The sequence below is a fragment of the Amycolatopsis sp. NPDC114505 genome, from assembly GCF_055633615.1.
The window spans coordinates 298,531-317,746 of sequence record NZ_JBVKDV010000006.1 but is presented as its reverse complement, the minus strand read 5'-3'; the positions used below and the strand labels follow the sequence as shown (position 1 = coordinate 317,746).

The 19,216-nt window shown below is 68.5% G+C and carries 12 protein-coding genes; 4 read left to right on the top strand and 8 right to left on the bottom strand.

Annotation, left to right across the window (positions count from 1 at the left end):
• Positions 1-3 precede the first annotated feature (3 nt).
• Genes ACZ7OU_RS47940 through ACZ7OU_RS47925 form a run of 4 tightly spaced genes read right to left on the bottom strand, consistent with a single transcriptional unit; the run spans position 4 to position 5,188 of the window.
• Positions 4-1,719, bottom strand: coding sequence for a dipeptide ABC transporter ATP-binding protein (locus ACZ7OU_RS47940; RefSeq protein WP_470260399.1), 1,716 nt, complete (start codon positions 1,717-1,719; stop codon positions 4-6).
• The gene (locus tag ACZ7OU_RS47935) at positions 1,716-3,317 is read right to left on the bottom strand and encodes an ABC transporter substrate-binding protein (RefSeq protein WP_470260398.1); all 1,602 of its coding nucleotides are present in this window, start codon (positions 3,315-3,317) and stop codon (positions 1,716-1,718) included. The genes ACZ7OU_RS47940 and ACZ7OU_RS47935 overlap by 4 nt, the downstream gene beginning before the upstream one ends.
• 37 nt (positions 3,318-3,354) lie before the next feature.
• A complete protein-coding gene (locus ACZ7OU_RS47930) occupies positions 3,355-4,242 on the bottom strand; it encodes an ABC transporter permease (protein WP_470260397.1) in 888 nt (295 codons plus the stop codon).
• The gene (locus ACZ7OU_RS47925; protein WP_470260396.1) at positions 4,235-5,188 is read right to left on the bottom strand and encodes an ABC transporter permease; all 954 of its coding nucleotides are present in this window, start codon (positions 5,186-5,188) and stop codon (positions 4,235-4,237) included. The genes ACZ7OU_RS47930 and ACZ7OU_RS47925 overlap by 8 nt, the downstream gene beginning before the upstream one ends.
• A gap of 2,224 nt (positions 5,189-7,412) precedes the next feature.
• Between ACZ7OU_RS47925 and ACZ7OU_RS47920 the strand changes: the two genes are divergently transcribed.
• The 4 genes from ACZ7OU_RS47920 to ACZ7OU_RS47905 all read left to right on the top strand — a co-directional run bounded on the left by ACZ7OU_RS47920 (position 7,413) and on the right by ACZ7OU_RS47905 (position 12,705).
• Entirely contained in the window at positions 7,413-7,712 is a 300-nt protein-coding gene (locus tag ACZ7OU_RS47920) for a hypothetical protein (protein ID WP_470260395.1), read from the top strand.
• Complete coding sequence (locus tag ACZ7OU_RS47915; protein ID WP_470260394.1) at positions 7,667-8,053, top strand: hypothetical protein; 387 nt, start codon at positions 7,667-7,669, stop codon at positions 8,051-8,053. The genes ACZ7OU_RS47920 and ACZ7OU_RS47915 overlap by 46 nt, the downstream gene beginning before the upstream one ends.
• 28 nt (positions 8,054-8,081) lie before the next feature.
• On the top strand, positions 8,082-8,768 hold the full coding sequence (locus ACZ7OU_RS47910; RefSeq protein WP_470260581.1) for a recombinase family protein: 687 nt from the start codon (positions 8,082-8,084) through the stop codon (positions 8,766-8,768).
• Positions 8,769-9,015: 247 nt separating this feature from the next.
• Positions 9,016-12,705 (top strand): DUF4365 domain-containing protein, encoded by a 3,690-nt coding sequence (locus ACZ7OU_RS47905; RefSeq protein WP_470260393.1) that lies wholly within the window; start codon positions 9,016-9,018, stop codon positions 12,703-12,705.
• Between the two features lie 1,376 nt (positions 12,706-14,081).
• Here ACZ7OU_RS47905 and ACZ7OU_RS47900 read toward each other — a convergent pair.
• The 4 genes from ACZ7OU_RS47900 to ACZ7OU_RS47885 all read right to left on the bottom strand — a co-directional run bounded on the left by ACZ7OU_RS47900 (position 14,082) and on the right by ACZ7OU_RS47885 (position 18,534).
• On the bottom strand, positions 14,082-15,557 hold the full coding sequence (locus ACZ7OU_RS47900; RefSeq protein WP_470260392.1) for a tyrosine-type recombinase/integrase: 1,476 nt from the start codon (positions 15,555-15,557) through the stop codon (positions 14,082-14,084).
• A gap of 583 nt (positions 15,558-16,140) precedes the next feature.
• Entirely contained in the window at positions 16,141-17,673 is a 1,533-nt protein-coding gene (locus ACZ7OU_RS47895; RefSeq protein WP_470260391.1) for a hypothetical protein, read from the bottom strand.
• Positions 17,674-17,908: 235 nt separating this feature from the next.
• Complete coding sequence (locus ACZ7OU_RS47890; protein ID WP_470260390.1) at positions 17,909-18,076, bottom strand: hypothetical protein; 168 nt, start codon at positions 18,074-18,076, stop codon at positions 17,909-17,911.
• An 86-nt stretch (positions 18,077-18,162) separates the two neighbouring features.
• Positions 18,163-18,534 carry a hypothetical protein gene (locus tag ACZ7OU_RS47885; RefSeq protein ID WP_470260389.1) on the bottom strand — a complete coding sequence of 124 codons (372 nt, stop codon included), beginning with the start codon at positions 18,532-18,534 and terminating at the stop codon, positions 18,163-18,165.
• Positions 18,535-19,216: the final 682 nt, after the last annotated feature.

The following is a 19,216-nucleotide window of genomic DNA, read 5'->3' as shown; positions in this document are numbered from 1 at the left end:
GAATCAGTTCTGCTCGAGACGGCGAGCCGCGCGCAGGCGGCGCTTCTCCGCCTGCGCGGCGGGGTCGGGCACCGGCGCCGCGGCCAGGAGCTGGGCGGTGTAGTCGTCGCTGGGGTCGGACAGCACCTGAGCGGTGGTGCCGTGCTCGACGAGCCTGCCGCCGCGCAGCACCGCCACGTGGTCGGCGAGCGACTCGACGACCGCGAGGTCGTGGGTGACGAACAGGCACGCGAACCCGCGCTCGCGCTGCAGCTCGCGCAGCAGTTCCAGCACGGTCCGCTGCACCGACACGTCCAGGGCCGAGGTCGGCTCGTCGGCGATCAGCAGCTCGGGATCGAGCGCGAGCGCGCGGGCAATGCTGACCCGCTGCCGCTGCCCGCCCGAGAGCTCCCGCGGGTAGCGGTCGAGGAAGGCGCGGTCGAGCCGCACGTCGTTCAGCAGCCGGGTCACGCGTGACCGCGCGTCGCGCGCGCTCACCGTTCCCCGGCTGCGGACGCTCTCCACCAGCGTGTCACGCACGGTCTGGCGTGGGTTGAGCGACGCGGCCGGGTCCTGGAACACGATGCCGTAGCGCCGTCGCACCGACCGCAGTTCGCGCTCGCGCAGCCGCGTGACGTCCTGGCCCGCGATCAGCACCCGTCCCGCACTGGCCCGATTCAGGCCTACGACGGTGCGGGCGATCGTGGACTTGCCCGAGCCGGACTCACCGACCAAGCCGAGCACGCTCCCGGCGGGCAGCGTAAGGCTCACGCCATCGACGGCCCGGAACGCGGGCGAGGTGAGGCGGCGGCGGTAGGTGACCGACAGCTCTTCGAGCTCCAGCGCGGGAGGCGCGTCCGGGACCGCCGCGGTTTCCCGTGCCGCGACCGACCGACCGGTGCCCAGCCGCGGCACAGCTCCGAGCAGCTCGCGCGTGTAGGGCTGCGAGGGGGTCGCGAACAGGTCCACGGCACCGGCCTGCTCGACGACCTCGCCGCCACGCATCACGGTGACATCGTGGGCGAGGTCGGCGACGACGCCCATGTCGTGGGTGATGAGCAGGACCCCGCTGTCGAACGCCGCGCTCACGTCGCGCAGCAGGTCGAGAATCTCCGCCTGAACGGTGACGTCGAGCGCGGTGGTGGGCTCGTCGGCCACCAACAGCGACGGGCGGCACGCGAGTGCCGACGCGATCATCACGCGCTGGCGCATGCCGCCGGAGAACTCGTGCGGGTACTGGTCGACGCGGCGACGCGCGTCGGGCACGCGCACGAGGTCGAGCAGCTCGATCGCCCGCGCGCGGGCGTCGGCCCGGGACAGGTGCTCGTGGTGCTGCAGCGGCTCGGCGATCTGCCTGCCGACGCGCTGCAGCGGGTCGAGGTAGAGGCTCGGGTCCTGGAAGATCATCCCGATGTCGCGGCCGCGGACCGCGGTCAGTTCCCGCTCCCCCAGCCCGACCAGCTCGCGCCCGTCGAGCCGGATCGACCCTTCGACGGTCGCGGTCCGCGGCAGCAAGCCGAGCACGGCCAGCGCGGTGGCGCTCTTGCCGCACCCGGACTCGCCGACCAGGGCCCGCACCCGCCCGCGCCGGACGGTCAGGTCGACGCCGCGCACGGCCTGTACCGGCCCGCCCGTCGCGCCCGGCCGTGGGGTGTAGCCGACGCGCAGGTCCGTGACCGCCAGCAGGTCACCGGTGTCCTCTGTGGACGCACGCAGCGCGTCCGGTACCGCTCTGGTCATGATTGCCCCTTGTAGGCCCGGGTGATGTCCTGTCCACCCCAGATCTCGCGGATGCCGCCGACGGCACCGCGCTGCAACACGTACGGCGACTGGCGCAGCACGACGCCGTACACCGCGTCCTGCATCACGGCCGAGAGCGCCTTCCCGTAGCGGTCCGCCTGCCCGGTCTCGCCACCGGCGCCGGAAGCCTGAGCGAACAAGTCGTTGACCGCCGGGTTGTCGTAGTGGACCCAGTTCTGCCGCCCACCGGCCTGCAGGTACTCGGCGGCGAGGTCCGGCGTGAGGGGCGTGCCCCAGTTCCACGTCGCGACGTCGAAGTCCCCCGCGGCCAGCCGGGACTCGAAGACCGTCTCCTCCAGCGGCGTCGTGATCAGGTCGATGCCGATCTCGGCCCACATCTGTTTCCAGACCTGCGCGATGGTGGCGTCCGGCTCGCGGGACTGGTAGATCAGCGTGGCGCGGGTGCCCGGAGCCAGCCTGGCCTCGCCGGCGAGGCGCTTGGCCTTGGCGAGGTCGAAGTCGTAGACGTGGTCGAGCCCCTCGGACCAGCCGGGCATCGAGTCGTTCCACAGCGGCAGCTGGGCGGGCTCGGAGCTGTTCGGGTAGACGACCTTGACCAGGGTCCGGCGGTCGATCGCCAGCTGCGCGGCCTGCCGGACCCGCACGTCGTCGAACGGCGCACGGGTCGCGTTGAACCCGAAAGTGCCCGGATAGCTGTTGGAGGTGGTCAGCTCGACCGCGCGCACCGTCTTCGACCGGGCGGCCTGGTCGAGCATCGCCTTGGTCGGGCCGGCGACGACGTCGACCGAGCCCGCCTGCAGGCCCAGCATCGCGGCGCTGGTGTCGCGCAGCAGCTCGTAGGCGATGCCGTCGACGTAAGGCAGCTTCGCGCCGTCCGCGCCGGTGTCCCAATACCCGCGGTAAGCCACGACGTCGGTGCGGGTGTCGGGCACGAACTTCTTCAAAGTGAACGGGCCGGTGCCCGCCTCGTTGCGGGCCAGCCATTCCCGGCCGTGAGCCTGCACCGCGGTGGGCGACACCATCGCCCGCCCCGGCCCGGCCGACGACGAGAGGCGGACGAAGATCGAGGGGCTGGGCGCTTTGAGCGTCAGCGCGATCGTGTCGGCGTTCACGACTTCGACGCCGGTGACGTCACCGAGTGTCCGGGCCGCTGTGGAGCCCGGCAGGTGCCGCATCTGCTCGATGTTCCAGGCCGCGGCCTGTGCGTCGAAGGGCGTGCCGTCGTGGAAGGTGACGCCGGTCCGCAGATGGATCACCGGCCGCAGCGGGTCGTCGAGGTTCCCGGAGACGGCCAGCTTCGGCGCGACCGCGGACTTGCCCGCGCCGTCGGGCCGGTACTCGAACAGCGGCTCGTACATCGACCAGTACGGGCCGATCGAGGTGTTGGTCGTGAGCGGGTCGAGCGTCGTCCAGTTGTTGCCGACGCTGCCGACCACCAGCGTCCCGCCACGCACGGGCTGGGCGGGGGCCTGCACGGGCTCGCCGGCCGGGGTGATCGCGGAGCAGCCCACGAGCGCGACGGCGAGACCGGCCGCGACGGCGGCGCGCGGCCACCGGTGAAGCCAAGGACGGGACAAGACAAGTTCTCCTTTGAACATGCGGTGGCGCGGCGGGTCAGGCGTCGACGAGGCTCTCCCGCAGCCCTTCGCCGACGAAGTTGATCGCGAGCACGCTGACGAGCACGGCCAGGCCGGACGCGGTCGAGATCCACGGCGCCGCGGCGAGCGAGTCGTAGCCGTCGCGCAGCAGACCGCCCCAGCTCGGCTCGGGTGGCTGCACACCGAGGCCGAGGAAGCTCAGCGCCGCCTCGGTGAGGATCGCCGAGGACAGCAGGACGATGCCCTGCACGATGGCGGGACCGACCGCGTTGGGCAGCACGTGGCGCGCGAGGATGCGCGTTTTGCGCAGTCCCAGCACGCGCGCGGCGGAGACGTAGTCGAGCTCGCGCACGACCAGCACCTGCCCCCGCACGACCCGGGCGACCGCGGGGATCGCGACGACCCCGACGCTGAAGGCCACCGTGGTGGCGCTGGGGCCCAGCGCCGCGGTCAGCGCGAACGCGAGGATCAGGCCGGGGAAGGCCTGCCCCGCGTCCATCACGCGCATCAGCGCCTCGTCGACCCAGCGGCCGGTGTAGCCGGCGAGCAGGCCGATGACCAGCCCGCCCGCGAACGCCACGAGCACGGCGCCCAGCCCGACGACGAGCGAGACGCGGGCCCCGAACACCGCGCGGGAGAGCACGTCGCGCCCGAGTGCGTCGGTGCCGAACAGGTGGTGCCCCGACGGCGCTTCCAAGATCCGGTCGAACTGCCCCGCGTTGGGGTCGTAGGGCGCGATCAGGGGCGCGGCCACCGCCACGAGGAGGAACAGCGCGAGCACCACCGCCGACGGCACGGCGAGCCGGGAGTGCCGGAAGCGCAGCCAGGTGCGGCGCAGCGTTCCTGAGCCGGCGACCGGGTCGTCCGGTTCCGGCACGGGCACGAACTGGGGCGGGTCAGTCATAGCGGATCCTCGGGTCGACGAGCGCGTACACCACATCGGTCAGCAGGTTCACCAGCAGCACCAGCGCACTGAGCACGACGAGCAGGCCGAGGATCACCGGGTAGTCCCGTGCGGCGATCGAGTCGACCAGCAGCAACCCGACCCCGGGCACGGAGAAGATCGTCTCGGCCAGGATCGCGCCGCCCAGCACGCCGCCGACCTGCAGGCCCGCCGCGCTGACGACGGGCACCGCGGCGTTCTTCAGCACGTGCCGCCGCAGCACCTGGCGGCTGCCGCCACCCCGCGCGCGGGCCGCGAGCACGTACTCCTGGCCGAGCGCGTCCAGCACCGCGGCCCTGGTCTGCCGGGCGAGGATGGCGGCGGGCGCGACGGCGACCGTGATGACCGGCAGGATCAGCAGCGCGAAGTGCTGTGCGGGATCTTCGGAGAACGGCACGAACCCCGCGGGCGGCAGCAATCCCCACACCAGCGAGACGACCAGCACCAGCAGCGCGCCGAGCCAGAACGGCGGGATCGCGATGCCGCCGAAGCTGACCACGGTCAGCAGGACATCGGACGCGCGGCCGGCGCGCAGAGCCATCACCACCCCGGCGGCGCAGCCCAGCACCACGGCAAGCGCGATGGCGAGCAGGCCGACCTCCAGGGTGACCGGCAACCGCGCGAACACCGAGTCGGCCACGGAGGAGTCGGTGCGGAAGGACCGGCCGAAATCACCGGTGAACACGTGGCCCAGCCAGGAGAGGTAGCGGGTCAAGGGCGGCTGGTCGAGCCCCATTTCCGCACGCAGGGTCGCGAGCTGTTCCGCGCTGATGCCGTTCTGCTGGATGCCGGCGTTGGCCAGTGCCGCGTCGCCCGGCATGACCGCGACGAGCGCGAAGGACAACGCCGTGACGATCAGGACGACGGGCACCAGCGACAGCACGCGACGCATCAGGAAGGGCCCCACGGTCCATCCCTCCTCCGGTTCAGGTCTGTGCGGTGACACTGCCACATGTTGCGCACTTCGCGCAATGTTAGACACAAACTGCGCGATACGTGCGGTTCACACGGCCGTACACCCCTCGGACACGTGGATCCGACCGATCCGGCAAACCCGCGAAGGCCAGTTGATGCCGGCGAACCGCAGAACGGGGTCTGCCCCACACCTCGGCGACCGGCGTGCCTCCACGTCATTCCGACGACCCAGCCGTTGCCGCACGCAACGTGCAGTCGCCATCGACGAAGACCGGATTGACGTGCCGACGGGACTTTCGATGGCCGTCGTGGCGGCTGGCGAGGTCGTTCAGGCGGCGGCGTGCGGCTTCGGCCAGAGCGGCGTCGAGGGCGGACAGCGGGCGGACGCAGAGCTCGCGGGGCTTCGGCGGTGGTCAGGCCGAGCATGCGCAGCAGGTCTTCGGTCACCGGGTTGACGGTTCGACGTCGTCGCGTTCGGGACGATTGATGCAGACCTGATACGGCGCGGAGCAGGAACGCTGGCATGTCGTCGACGCACAAGCGATCCGGACAAGAAACGACTGCACCGCCGGACCATCCGGCGACGGAGCCGTCCGCCGGTACGACGGGGCCCGATCCACGGCGGCCGCGACCAGCATGCTGCCAAAGCCGAGCCCCGATAGCCGGCGGCGACGTGGACTTAATCCAGAGTCACCATCCGACAGCTCATGCACAGCGTGGCGGTCACCGCGCCGGCCTCCGCGCCATCGAGACGAAGTTCGATCCGACCGGCCAGCGTTCCCCACGGCCGGCGGCTGGGTGACCAGTGCGAGCCCGTCGTCCGGCGCTGTGCCGAGCGGGTGCTGGACCGTGACGTCGAGGCGCCCACTCCGTAAGGCGCCGGGCCGCAGGCTCGCAGCCTTCCTGCACGCGGCACACCTCGCACAGCATGCCGTGCAGCCGGTAGCAATGACTGAAGAGCTTGAGCTGGCCGTAGAGATCAGCCGGTGACCTCGCAAGCAGACGACGAGCGTGCCGGCCGCCGACGGAACCGGAATCAGCCCGCCGAGCTCACCGCGCACCCCGACCGGACAGTGCTACCGACGTGGTCGCCGGCCACGGGCCGACTCACGATGGTCCCTGCCGGTGCGGGCGCCAACCGTGGCGTCGTGCGGATCATCCAGCGACCTCCGACAGCCGACGGTAGCGACCCGGCCGATCCCGCTGGTCAGCGACCACATGCCCGCCAGGATGTCGCCGCCCCGCCGCGTCGGGCGGTTCGGGAGCCATCTCGAGTTCATCCGAGCTCCCGGAGGCCGCGGTGGGCACACAGCCCGGCCATTCCCGCCCGCACCGGTTGGCCGGCCACCCGTACCACCGCTGGATCGCCGATCCGACGAGCCGGCCACGGCTTCAGGACCGAACTGCGGTGGTCGACTCCGGGAACCTGGTCGCGCGAGTGCTGGAGGTCCAGGAACACCGGGCAGGGTGCCGGCGCGTTGCGAAGCTACTCCGGCAGGGCAAAGCCGTGCCGGCCGACGCCCCCGAGCTGAGGTCCGCCGACCCGGAGACCAGCCCGGAGACTTGGGAGCTGGAGGCGGCCGTCTGTGAACGGGTCGATCGTCAGCTGCGGTCGGTCGCTGACGGCCTGGCTTGGCGGGTGTTCAGTCGACGAAAGATGATCCATTCGAGGTCGCCGACAGCGTCATTTCTGACGATGACCCGGTCGCGGATGATGTCCCGAGTGCCGCCCTTGGTCCACAACCGCAGCCGTTCATGCGTGGTATCCAGCTAGCGTTCGCCTTCGTCACGCGACCGGAGCGGGGCCTGCGGGGGACGTTCGCGGGCGCGGGCCCGCTGCGACTACCGACCAAGTCCGCACCCTCGATCAAGCTTCGAGTGAAAAGCGGTGTCCGGCGAGCGTCGCCCCCCTGCGCAAGAGTTCAGCTTCGCAATATCCACCTGTCGAGGAGTCATCCAGACATGCCCGCACTGGGTTCGCCAGCGACTTCACTCACGAAATCTTCCGACCTTCCAGCGTCCTCACCCATGTGCTGATCGCATCAGCCTCGCCGCATAGGTCGTTATACGGCCTCCGTGCACCCCCGATCCGCTGCGCCGAACGGGCGAACGAACTCGAGCACGCCGTCATAAGACGTCAGCCTCGTCATCGATCCAGCGTGCATCCGCATCAACCACACCCGGCTCAGCTCCCTCCAGCAGACGACCCTGCGGACTTGCTCGCGCAGTGGATGAACAGAAAGAACCAGACCGGCGCAGCATCCACAGACCTTCAGGTCAACGGCCTACGGTTCGCCTTCTACGGCCGCACGTCGACCACCCGACATCAAGATCGTGTGTCGTCACAGGGCTGGCAGCGCGACATGGCTGAAAACCTCATCGCCGACCATGGCCAGATTGTCGTCGCCTACTTCGATGCGGCACCTCACGCCGAGTCCCATGGCGACAGCGACCGCAGGCCGCCCGGCTCATGGCCGAGGCCTCCGGGCAGGCGCCCGTCGTCGATGCGATCGTGATTGGCGAGTACGAGCGAGCCTTCACCGGCACCCAGTTCGCCACTCTCTACACCTGGTGCACCCGGCACGGCATCCAGCTCTGGCTGCCCGAAACAAGCGGTCCCGTCGATCTCGCCAACCGCGACCACCGCACGCTGCTGGCACTGCTGGCCACTCAGTCCCAACGCGAAGTACTCCGCGCCCGCCACCGCGTCCTGGCCGCGATGCATAATCAGGCCTCCCAGCAAGGCCGCTACCGCGGCGGACGACCACCCTACGGCTACCGTCTCGTCGACGCCGGCCCGCACCCCAACGCTGCCCAATGCCCGCTGGGGACGGCGGTTGCAACGGCTCGCTCCTGACCCGCGCACCGCGCCGCACGTGGCATGGATGTTCCGGCAACGGCTCGCCGGGCACAGCGTCGCCAGCATCGCGCGGCACCTCAACGAGCGTGGTATCCCCTGCCCGTCCGGCGCCGATCCAGACCGCAACCGCCACCGAACCTGCGGAGCCTGGACACTGCGCACGGTCGCCGTGATCCTGGCGAACCCACGCTACACCGGACGGCAGATCTGGAATCGCCGCGCCACCGGCACCTGCGGCCCAGCGTCAATGCCGGCGCTGTCGGCGAAGGTTGCGCATCCGGCGCTGGTCGCGGAGCAGGACTTCGTCGCCGCTCAGCAGATCAGGGCGGCCCGGCCAACCTGTGCCTCGCTCGACCTCGGCGGCGGGTCCTTCATGATCATCCCGGCGACCACGGCCGAGCTTGTCGGACGCATCGCCGAGCCGATCGTCTGCTGCAACGGATTCAAAACCCGTGTAGTGAGAGTTCGAATCTCTCCGGGGGCACCACCTCTGACCTGCGAAGACAGGCTCCTGAGCAGGCTTGTTTGGAACGGCGATCTAGTCCGGGATGTCCGGTTGTGTACGGCTGAAACCGGTGACGTGCGGCCAGTCGCGGTCTATTCGCGGTCTCCTTTTTGGCGGATGCCGGGCCCTGGACGGGGGCTGACGGCCTGCCGCCCGGGAGTGCCCGAGACGGTAGCGGGAGCGGTGTCATGGCCGGCGCGGAGGTGACTCTGGCCCGTTGGCGGCCCGGACCACCTCGCGGCAGCACCAACTCCAGCGCACGAGTGAAACGGGGCAATCACGCGGTTCGTTCGCCGCCGCCGCGTTCCTGAACAGCCAGTGCTGCACGCTCCCGGATGCCGGTGTCCATGGTCCGGGCCATCCAAGTGGACCGACCTAAGCCCCGACCCATCAGGCCTGGATAGCGCCCGCAGGTCGCTGCATTGAGGTCTGCATCGGAACATAGGCTGGTGCGATGACTCGCCCACTGACCTCCGTCACCGGTGACAACGGGTCCAACGGCGTCGGTACCTTGTTCAACTACGAGCTCCAGTGGATCTTCCGTGCGCTGAAGGAGTCCGATTTCGGCATCGATGGCCAGGTTGAGCCGGTGTTCGGAGGACAGCCAAGCGGTCGGGTGATGGCGGTCCAGATCAAGGCTGGCGCCAGTTGGTTCACCAAGGAGACCCCCGCCAAGGATGGATGGGTGTTCCGCGAGGACACCCTGCGATTGCGCGAGTACTGGCTGAACTACGCCGACCCTGTGCTGCTGGTGCTCTACAACCCGGCACTTCATACCGCGTACTGGCAGCACGTCACCCAAGAGACGGCTGTTGTGACGGGCAAGGGGTTCAAGGTCTCGGTGCCGGCCTGCCAACGTGTCCATGCCTCGTCGTACCGCGCACTCGCCAAGCTGGCGCGCCAGGCACCCCCGGACGGGTTGACCGAACTCCTGCGTGGTCTACCCACGGGGTGCGGGAACTGGCTACTGGTATGCGATGAGACCAATCCAGCGCTGGCGCGACACCTGGCCGCCGCCCTTCTGGAGGGCCGTGACGACCCCGAACGCGTGGTTACCGCGCTCACCGATGGGTGGAGCGAGGAACAACAGCAGGCGGCATGGCTGGCCGTCGGGGAGTACGCCATCGCCTACGGCGCAACCCGTGCCAGCGGAGAGTGCTTCTTGGCGGCGGACCGAGCGAAGGACAGGAAGCCTGGCTCGGGTCGGTTGCGGGCGTTCGCGGGTGCGATGATGGCGGGCACTGACCCCGACCGTGCTCGTGCGTTGCTGACCGAGTCGCTCGCCGTGGCTGACAGCCGCTTGCTCGCGGCTGTTGGTCTGGCCTCCCTCGATCACGGCGCCAACCCTGGGCCGGTTCCCGTGCCTGCCGAGGTACTGGAGGACCCAGACGGAGCAGCCCGCGAACCCACTGTCCAGCGGTTTCTCGCTGACCAGCGGATGCGGGTTGGCGACTGGGACAACGCGATCGACCATCACGAACAGGCACTGGCGCGCGCATCGAACTCGCCTGATCAGCAAATCGCGCTGGCCGATGCTCTCGTCAAACGGGCGCCCACCACATCGACGACACTCGCTGGTTCTGACTATCGGCGCGCTGCGGGCTTGGCCGAGGCGGCTCGAGCGGAGCTGCGGCGGTGGCGGGGTGACAGCGTCCGAGCAGCGCATCTTCTGATGCAGATCAAAATCATGGCCGCTGACGAGGCATCGGCCTTCCGCGTGGCAACTGCACAACCGGACGGTGAGGCAACCGTGGGTGAGGCCGCGTCGCCGCAACTGGCACTCGGCGCCGCCCGCATTGCTTACGGACACGGCGACATCGAGAGGGGCGACACGTTCGCCGCAGGAGTTGACGCCAGCAGCGATTCGGTGTGGCGCACCAACCTGGCCGCCCATCGAGCGAATGCGGTCGGGGCGCCTCCGGCCGATCGCGAAGCGGCGTGGCGCGAGGTTCTCAATGTCGATCAAGACCTCGGTCGGCGTATTGCGGCCTGCTCGCAACTGGCTGGGCTGGGTTGCTGGCCGCTGCCCGCACTGGACGAAATCAACGACGCGGGCTTGCTGTCTCCAGGTATCCGCGACGTCTTGCACGCCCGCGCACTGGCCGCGTCGGGCGGCGAAGCATCTGCCATGGCGCTGCTCCGCCGGCTGCGCGACACCAGTCTGCCAGCCGCCGAACAGTACGTCCAAGGTCTGGAGGCCCTTGGACGCGTGGACGATGCTGTCCAGGCATGCGAGGACGCCAGCGTTCGATTCGGCTATGCCCGGCTGGAATTCCTTGCCCTGGACGTTCTCACTCGAGCTGGACGCACCGATGACTTCGTCACCAAGGCCACCGAACTGCTCAGTCGCTCGGATCTACCTTACCGGCTAAGACACGCCATCCGAACGAAGTTGATCGACGTGTACACCGTTCGACACGAGTGGGCCCGATGTGAACGACTCGCTCAAGACGGGCTCCGAGAGATCACGAACCTCCAGACCGACCTCAACATGGGGCACGCAGACGCGCTGATGGCTCCTGTCTCTGCGGCCAAAGATCTGGCTGAACTGCAGCGACGGTACGCGTGGATGATCATCATCAATCAGTTCAACCAAGGCCAGTACCACCGGGCGTACCAGACGTTGGACGAGTTGAGGCCGGACCCGCAGTCCGCGGTCGAGGTGACGACATGGTTTGACTTGCACCAGCTGCAGGACTGGACGGCCGATCGTGTCGACGCAGCGCTGCAACTGGCCGCGCGACCGGAGCAGCCCGCCGAGCTGGTCCGGCGAATCCTGTTCACCCTCAAGCAGTCATTACCTGCCGGTGACGATGCCGCACTGGAGGATGTCAGAGAGCGTCTTCAGCAGGCGTGGCAGCTGCATGCTGATCAGCACGAACCGCCGCCCGCGCTGATCAGCTCCGATCAGTACACGGCGCTGTTACACGCAAGTACCGCCAGGGCCGCACCGGCCTTGCATCGGGTCTGGCAAGGCACAGCACCTGTTGGCGCGATCACTGCCGCGACCGGTCGCCCCTATCTGCTCAGTCTCGCTCAGCGGACCGCCGGTTTCCTACCGGCAGTGGATGCCGACCCCGAGGTATCTCGGCAGGAGGTCGAGGCTGCGGCTGCTGCGCTCGACCATTCCGTGGTCGTGGAGACGACCGCGTTGTTCGTCGCGGCCGGCGTCCTCGATCTCTGGCCACTGATCGCCCCTGAGTTCAGCAATCTGTTGATCGCCGCGCCAGCCTTGTACGACGTGCTACTCAGTCAGGTTCATGCTCGCGGACTCGGCCAGGGTGCCATCACGGTCAGCATGACCGCGGACGGCGATCAACCCCATGTCGAACCAGTCCCAGAAGACGACCGTCGCCAGATGACCGCGCAGTGTCGCGCGGTCGGAGACGCCGTGCAGTCATGCCGCGCGATCTCTGTCGCGAAATCGGCGAACATCGACGACGGGAACCAGATCGGGGCGGTGGGGCCGTGGTGGACCGGAGCCGCTGTTGCCGCCGCGCGCACGATCGCGCTCTACAGCGATGACGTGGTCGTGCGCGCGAGGGCTCGGGCCCACGGAGTCACCGCGTTCGGAACGCTCGCGTTGCTGGAAGCACTGACTAAGAACGGCCGCCTGGAGCAAGTCCGGACCGCCGACGTGTTGTCGACGTTGTTCGAGCACAACGTCGTTGACCTACCGCATGCCGCTGCTTTGGTGACGTCCGCCGCCAACCGACAAGCTCAACTCGGCGAGACCGTGATGATGACCTTGGCTCGGCCAGCGACTTGGAAGACGTTAGAGGACCAGGGCATGACCCTGCTCGTCACGCTGGCCAATCACCCCAGTAGTCACGCCGATCCGCGCAGCCTCGCGTCCCTGGTGTACGCCTGCGCGAGTGGGTGGGCCGCCACGTTCAGCCCAACGGACGTGGTGATCGCTAAGCTCGTCACCGTCATCCTCACCTACGGAGTAGGCGTTACCGCCGAAGCCGCCCGTAATGTCGTGCCGGCGGCACAGAAAGTCGCGGCAGCGTACGGAGTTGACTTCATGCCACACCTTCGTACGGTCCTCATCGGGGTACTGACTGACCCTACTGATCAATTCCAGATGACCGCGGAAGCCGCCACACAGACCGTGCAGGACACGCTCAGCGACTACGAGTAGCCACCGTGATTGCACGGCTGCTCCGCAGGTTCCGGCATTTCGAGGCGCGATACCGATGAATCAGTCATGTTACTCATGACGACTGGTCCCGACCTCGGTAGGAGTAACGGCACCCGATTCGGTTGGAATCTCTGACGGCGCGCGACAGTCCCGTCAGAGCAGCGCGGATGCCGGCGGAGCGAAAGGAGACGAGCGGGCACCGAAGGCTCAAGCCGCCGAAGCGGCGGCGGCACCCTGGCCCGGGGCGGAGGTGACGTCCGGCCAACCGGCGTGGCCCGGCATTGGCTGCCCGATACCCGGCACGGGCGGTGTCCGGCGCGCAGGCGGGTCGATGTCCCCCGGTCTGGGGAGCCGGAGACGGCCCGAAACAGGGCGATGGCGGCCTGGCACGCTCGGCGTCGATGACGGGACGTAAGACGCTACGAGAGCGCAAGCTCAACTGTTCCGCGTCAGCCTGTATCAGCGACGACCTCAGTACCGACTTGTCTGACGTGACCACTCAGAACGGCCCCGAGGGCATGGAACCGGCAAAGCTGCAGAGGCCCGCCGAGGACCCGGATGAGGCGGACGAACTCACCGAAGCTCGGGAGCGCATGTTCGCGAGGTTCGCGTCGTTCGTTCCCGGACTTGCCAGGTACCTGTTGTTCACGGCGATGATGAGACCGCAGGAACGTCGGTACTTACGCCGGGTTGGAGTTACGTCACCTGACCTATCTCGAATTCAGTCAGCCATCTCGAGGCAGAACATCGCCCTCTTGCTTTGGGGGGTCGCACTGTCTTTCGGCTCGGTCGGCTTCAACGCACCTGGACTGAGACATACCCCGCTCCCGCAGACCATGGCATCCATAGTGGTAATCGCAGCACTACTGGCGACGATCATAAGTTGGACGCCCTACGATCGACTGTTGGCATCGGCTGCGAGGTGCACGCGGCTAATATGCGCTCTTGCGCCAATCACTTCTGCAGCGGGCCTTGACTTGGAATTCGCTCGATGTCTGAAAAGACCGATATATCGTCGACGTCGCGTGGCGGCTGTTGCGTGGGCACTGACCCGCGACACGGCGCACCTTACCGGACAACCGGTGTCGGCAGGCGCAACAGTCGGCGAGCTACTCCTGTGGTTCGGCGAGAACCCGGCAGACCAACGTCGCCGTCCAATTCTTGGCGCCTACCTTGCAGAATTGGTAACTGCTGCAGCTCGCGAAACGGCGATACCGCACGCGCAGTTTGCGGCCGCCGCACGGTTTCGGACCCGTTCGCCTCGCGACGCGGCCGCACGACGACTTCGCACGGCTGCGACAAACCCCCTTGCGACGGGTGTAGTCCTAGCTGTTGTTGCCGCTTTGCTGAGACTATGGCTCGCACCCTGAACGGCTTCATCGACCGTCTGTGTCGTCCTCGTCGTCGGCGGGCAGGCCGAGGATGCGGGCGATCTTGCCCAGCGATTCTTCTTCGAGCCCGGACAGGACCTTGGCGTACACCTCGTGCAGCACCGCCACCGAGTGCCCAGCCCACAACGCCACCTGAGCTGAGATCACGCCACCCGCCAGCCACGTCGATACGCACGCGTGCCGCAGGTCGTAGGGCCGGCGAGCCAGCGGTGACCGGTACTCCTCCGGCGTCAGCGCGGCCTTGCCGGCCTTGCGGGCCTTGTCCCACACCCGCGCCAGGGTCGACTCGGCGACGTCACCGCCGTCCATGCTCCGGAACAACCGGCCATCCTCGGCGACGCCGTACTGCTCGAGGTGCTGCTGCAGCAGCGCGGTCAGCGGCGGCGGGCACGGCACCGGCCGCACCTCCCCCTTCGCGCGCTGCTTGAGCTGACGGCGGTCGCGCCGCTGCCCGCTATCGGTCCAGGCCGCACCGGCGATCGGCGCGGTCTCCGACACCAGCAACTCGCCCCAGCCCTTCCGCGGCAGCTTCAGGTCGATGTCGCGCAGCATCACTGCTTCCTCGGGGCGCAGGGCCGAGTAGTACATCGTCGCGAAGCACGCGACCAGCCGCGGCCCGGACGAGCGCCGCGCCACGATCACCGGCTCGGACGCACCAGGCGGTACCCGCATCACCGTCTGAGCGGCCACCGCGGCGAGCAGCTGCGGGCCCTGCTTAGTGTTGACCACCACGCGCGTGTCGATCGCCCGGACTCGCTTCGGTGCCGTCCACTTCACCTCCGGCAACCGGTTCGCCGGCAGCAGGTCCCGCTCCACCGCGTATTCCAGCGCGTTGAACACCACCGCGCGTTTGCGGAACACCGTCTTCGCCGCGGCAGCCGTCCCGTCCATCTTCAGCGCCAGCTGGTCCAGCACACCTCGCAGCGTCGTGAGGTCCCCCAGCCGCGACACGGCGACCGTGTTCGACTCCAGCCACGCCAGCGCGGCCTCGATGTCCGCCGGCTTGTCCGTGTCGCGCCGGACAGTGTTGAACGCCCAGCCCGTCATGGCCCGCCGCAGCACCGCATCGTCGGGCTTTCCGCGGCGGCCCGTCAGCAGCGCCAGCGTCGCCGTCGCCAGCGCGTCCGCGTTGCCGGACCGGGACTTCGCCGCAGCGCGGCGCCACTTCATGTCCACATACGCCTGCGCGAAGCTGAACCAGGTCTGGTCGTTGCGCTTCCGTGCCATCGACACCGGCAGACCGTCGACAACCCGAAACGCCTCGCCGTTGCGCTGGGCCACGATCAGCTTGGAACGGAAGCTCTCCGCCAACGTCGCGTTCGCGTAGGTCTCCGGGAACACCGTGCCCGCGACCACCCACCGGACGATGTAGGACTTCTTGGCCGGCTTGCCGTCCTTGCGCGGACGCCCGGTCTTGACCCGCACGTCCCAGATCCGGACATCGAAGGTCGTGTCCGTCACGCAGAAGCCTCCTCGTGCGAGGTCAGCCAGCGCTCCAGGCGGACCGCCGGAACCGCAACTGCCGGTTCGGCAACCGCACACAGGGCGGCGCACACTGCTTCGCACGCCAATCGTTGAACGTCGAGCGGGTGATGCGCAGTTCAGCGCAGACCTCGTCGACAGTCAGGAGATCCTCGGGAACCGGTGACTCCGCCGTGGCAGGCGCATTCGAGGACTCGCGCTGTGGCAGACGTGCGGAACGGTGGGCGGGCATCGGAGACCTCTCCCGGTATCGAAGAGCTGTCTCGTTCCATCCCGCGCTGCGCGCGGCGAGCCCCGTCCGAGTCCGTCCCTCGTCCCGCACAGCCCGTAAGGTCTGCTGCGGTCTGGCGTCTGCCCGGATCGGCCGGTGTCATCCGGACACCGCCTTACCTCCAGACTATCCAACCGCAGTGCGATCGCAACACTGAATTCGAGCGCGTGATGTGATTTCAGCACGACCAGTCAGGCGGCAATACAGCCCCCGTGTTCACGCAGCGGCCCGCTTGACCCCCGTTCCGGCTGCGGGGAGCCGCCGGGCGGATAGCAGCCAGCATCGAGCGCCTCAGGCCTCGGCAAGCCAGCGTCGCCATGCGGCGGGATTCGTGCCGGCGTCGAGCGGGATGCCGAGCTGAGCTAACGCACCGGGGTAACGGTCTTCGTAGACGGCGTTGACAGCGGTGGCGTACTCGGCTCGGTGCAGCAGCCACGCCGCCGGCAGCCGACGACACAGCAGGGTCTCACCCCGCTCCCCCGCGAGCTCGCCGTCGATCACCCCGCGGCGCAACAACCCGGTGACAAGCTCGACCCGCTCCCGCATGCGGCGCTCGAAAGAACGGATCTTCGTCCCGTCGTCGGGGTCCATGGCCAGCAGATCAATGATCCTCCACGACGGCGGGACGGCTTTGACCTCGACTGCTGCGGCCAGCCAGGGCAGTTCGAGCATCCGGGCCATGTGGACGCGGTGATTGCCGTTATAGCCGACGCGGTAGAGCGGGCCGGCCCAGCCGGGGGCCATCATCAGGACGATCTTCGGGGTGAAGAGCTTGAGGGTGAACGCGTCCACGTCGTCGGCGCCCAAGAGCCCGACTGCGATGTCCAGCGGTGTCTCATCTCGGTGCCCTCCGAAGTCGCCCCACGCGGGGTGGCGGGTGCCGACAACCAGCCGGGTCGGTACCCACATCACGGTGTTGGCGCAGCCAAGATGATCACGATTGTCGCCTGGCGGGAGGGCGGTGAGCACGCTCTGGTGACGCAGCCGCTGCGGATCGGCGGCATTGAGCTCCGCGGCGCGTTCGGCGAGGAACCCCTCGACATCTCCGGCGCGGCGGCGAAGAGCGTCACGGGCTTCCTGAACCGCAGCTACGTGCTCGGCATACGCCGCACCGCGACGGGCCAGCAGCTCCGCCACCGAGGGGCCCTCGGGGGAACGGTCAGCATCCGCGACATTCGAGACGACCGGCATAGGGGAAGCCGGTGGATCGAAGACGATCTTCGGCGGCCGATCATGGAAGAACCAGGCCAGGGTGTGCGCCGCCGATGCGGCAGTCGCCGCGCTCCCCCAGAACTTCCACGGCGCCACTTCGGCGGCCTGGGCGCTGGTGGTGGCGACGAAACCGCCGTGCTCATCGATGTCGACCGTCCACACTGGCGTCTCGGACGAAGGGGCGCGGCGCATCGATGCGAGATCCGCGTCGACCAGGGCGGCCCGGTGCAACGTGGATTTTATCCGGATTTCCTCCATGGTGGTTCCGGCTTCCAGGATGAGCCCGTCCAGGCTGTGGGCGTCGGCAATCAGCTCGTAAGCTGCGTTGATCTGCGAGCGCAATTCCCGTGCCGACTCGGTGATAGCCGAGACATCGAAGTAGATCCGTTCGGACTCGAGCAGGGCCAGAGTCCGGTGCGCGTGATCGGACGCGCTCAGCAGCGCATGCCACAGGTAGCTCCAGTCCGGCTCGTCACCGGCCTGTTCCTCGGGCGCTGCGTCCGCTTCGTCGATGCCGTGCACGCTTTCGGCCAGAAAGTGGCCGATTTGCGCGCGCTCGTTCTCCTCCAGCAGCTGTCCCAGTAGGAGGACCAGCCGTCCGATGGCCGTCATGAGACGCCCCCTGCGCGTCGTCGGATACCTCGCTTCCGGTCCGGGTTGGCAACGCGTTGATGCGGGAGTGCGGTCCATGACCGGACCCGACACGCGTATGCTCTGCCCCCAGCCTCGTCACGGATGACAGGGTCGGCGACGCGGACCGGGCCAAGGTCGGCGGTGGCCAGCTGCAGCGTCATCGTGTCCCCGGCAGGGGGCGCGATCCCGCGGATCGCTGGCAGACAGGCCCCCGTCACGAGTTCGAGCCGTCCGTCTCGCCGTCCGCTTCCCCGCCCGGGAATGACCGGCGCACCTCCGCCGTGGGCTCGTCTGGGTACATGGCGGCCGACACCGCGGCCTCGTAGGCATCATCGAGTCCGGTTCCGCTTGCGTCGAGGATGCTTTCCCAGTCGAATCCCATGGACGGACCTTAACCCGCATCCCAGGTTGGCCCGGGCCAGCATGCATCCCTCCGGTGTGCAGCTGCTCCCCTGAGCGGTCTCCTTTTCAGCTCTGGAAGCCCTTGAGGAACACGGCGAAGTTCGCCACGGCATCGCCGACCAGCTCACCACGGCTCACCACGCCTGCGGCGTCGTCAGCCTCCACGGCTTTGGCCATCACATCCAATGCGTTGATCACCGAGTCCCGGATCGTCGTGAAGGCGCCGACGCTCTCGGCGGGGACCTCAACCAGTCTCGCAGCCTCCATGACAGCCTCGGTCGCGAGCGCCGACCACCGCGCAATCTCGGCGGTCCGGCCGTCCCTGATCGCATCCCTAAGACTCGCCAACGCCTGTTCCGTCGCGAACTGCGCGGTGAGCAAGGCCATCCCCTTCTTCAGCAGCCGCCCGGAAGCAGCAGGCCGGTCTGGTGTCGACATGCGCGGAGGGTACCGACCACCACCGACAACTTCGCCGCACGAGGCCGACACGTGCCCGGCTCCGTCTGTCCGGCCGGGAGCCGGATGGATCGTGGCCAGCGCACGCGTCCGAGACGTACCCGAACCAGACCCTCATGAGTCCTGATGGGCCGATGCCGCCCAGTGGCGGGCCATGGCTCCAAGGGATGCGCTGGTCCGGAGCTGGGCCTCTCCAGGTCTCCCGCAGGTCTGCAACGAGACCCGATCTTGGATGTGGACTGTGCGAGGTCTTATTCGGGGCGCAATCGCGTCATCGTAAGGACCGCAACTGGGTCATGACCAGCTGTAGGACTAGTAGAGGTCTCCGGCCGGTGCGCTCCAGGTCCGTCGTCGGACATTGGGCAGATCCAGCTGCGGTGAAGTGCCACGATCTACGGCCAGGTCGAGCTGTCTCTGTGCCCGGTCGACCGGCGTAACGCATTGCTCGGCCTTCACCTCGCCACCTGCGCCGCACGATCGAACGGTGCTGGTTCACTTGACAGCGCCGAACGCCGTGTCTGGACCTGCGTCGGCGCACCACCGGCGCCGGCCAGCCCGTGCCCGCATCAGGGATGCCGCCAGGCTACGCTTCGAACCCCGCTGGCCGAGATGGTGATGGACCGCTAGGCCCGCAGTGGGGTCGTCAGCCGGTCGCAAGACGCGC

Bases quoted from the DNA above. Each gene is read 5' to 3' on its own strand.
- ACZ7OU_RS47940 (WP_470260399.1), bottom strand. From the start codon at position 1,719: ATGACCAGAGCGGTACCGGACGCGCTGCGTGCGTCCACAGAGGACACC.
- ACZ7OU_RS47930 (WP_470260397.1), bottom strand. From the start codon at position 4,242: ATGACTGACCCGCCCCAGTTCGTGCCCGTGCCGGAACCGGACGACCCG.
- ACZ7OU_RS47915 (WP_470260394.1), top strand. From the start codon at position 7,667: ATGGCCGAGGCCTCCGGGCAGGCGCCCGTCGTCGATGCGATCGTGATT.
- ACZ7OU_RS47910 (WP_470260581.1), top strand. From the start codon at position 8,082: ATGTTCCGGCAACGGCTCGCCGGGCACAGCGTCGCCAGCATCGCGCGG.
- ACZ7OU_RS47905 (WP_470260393.1), top strand. From the start codon at position 9,016: ATGACTCGCCCACTGACCTCCGTCACCGGTGACAACGGGTCCAACGGC.
- ACZ7OU_RS47895 (WP_470260391.1), bottom strand. From the start codon at position 17,673: ATGACGGCCATCGGACGGCTGGTCCTCCTACTGGGACAGCTGCTGGAG.
- ACZ7OU_RS47890 (WP_470260390.1), bottom strand. From the start codon at position 18,076: ATGGGATTCGACTGGGAAAGCATCCTCGACGCAAGCGGAACCGGACTC.
- ACZ7OU_RS47885 (WP_470260389.1), bottom strand. From the start codon at position 18,534: ATGTCGACACCAGACCGGCCTGCTGCTTCCGGGCGGCTGCTGAAGAAG.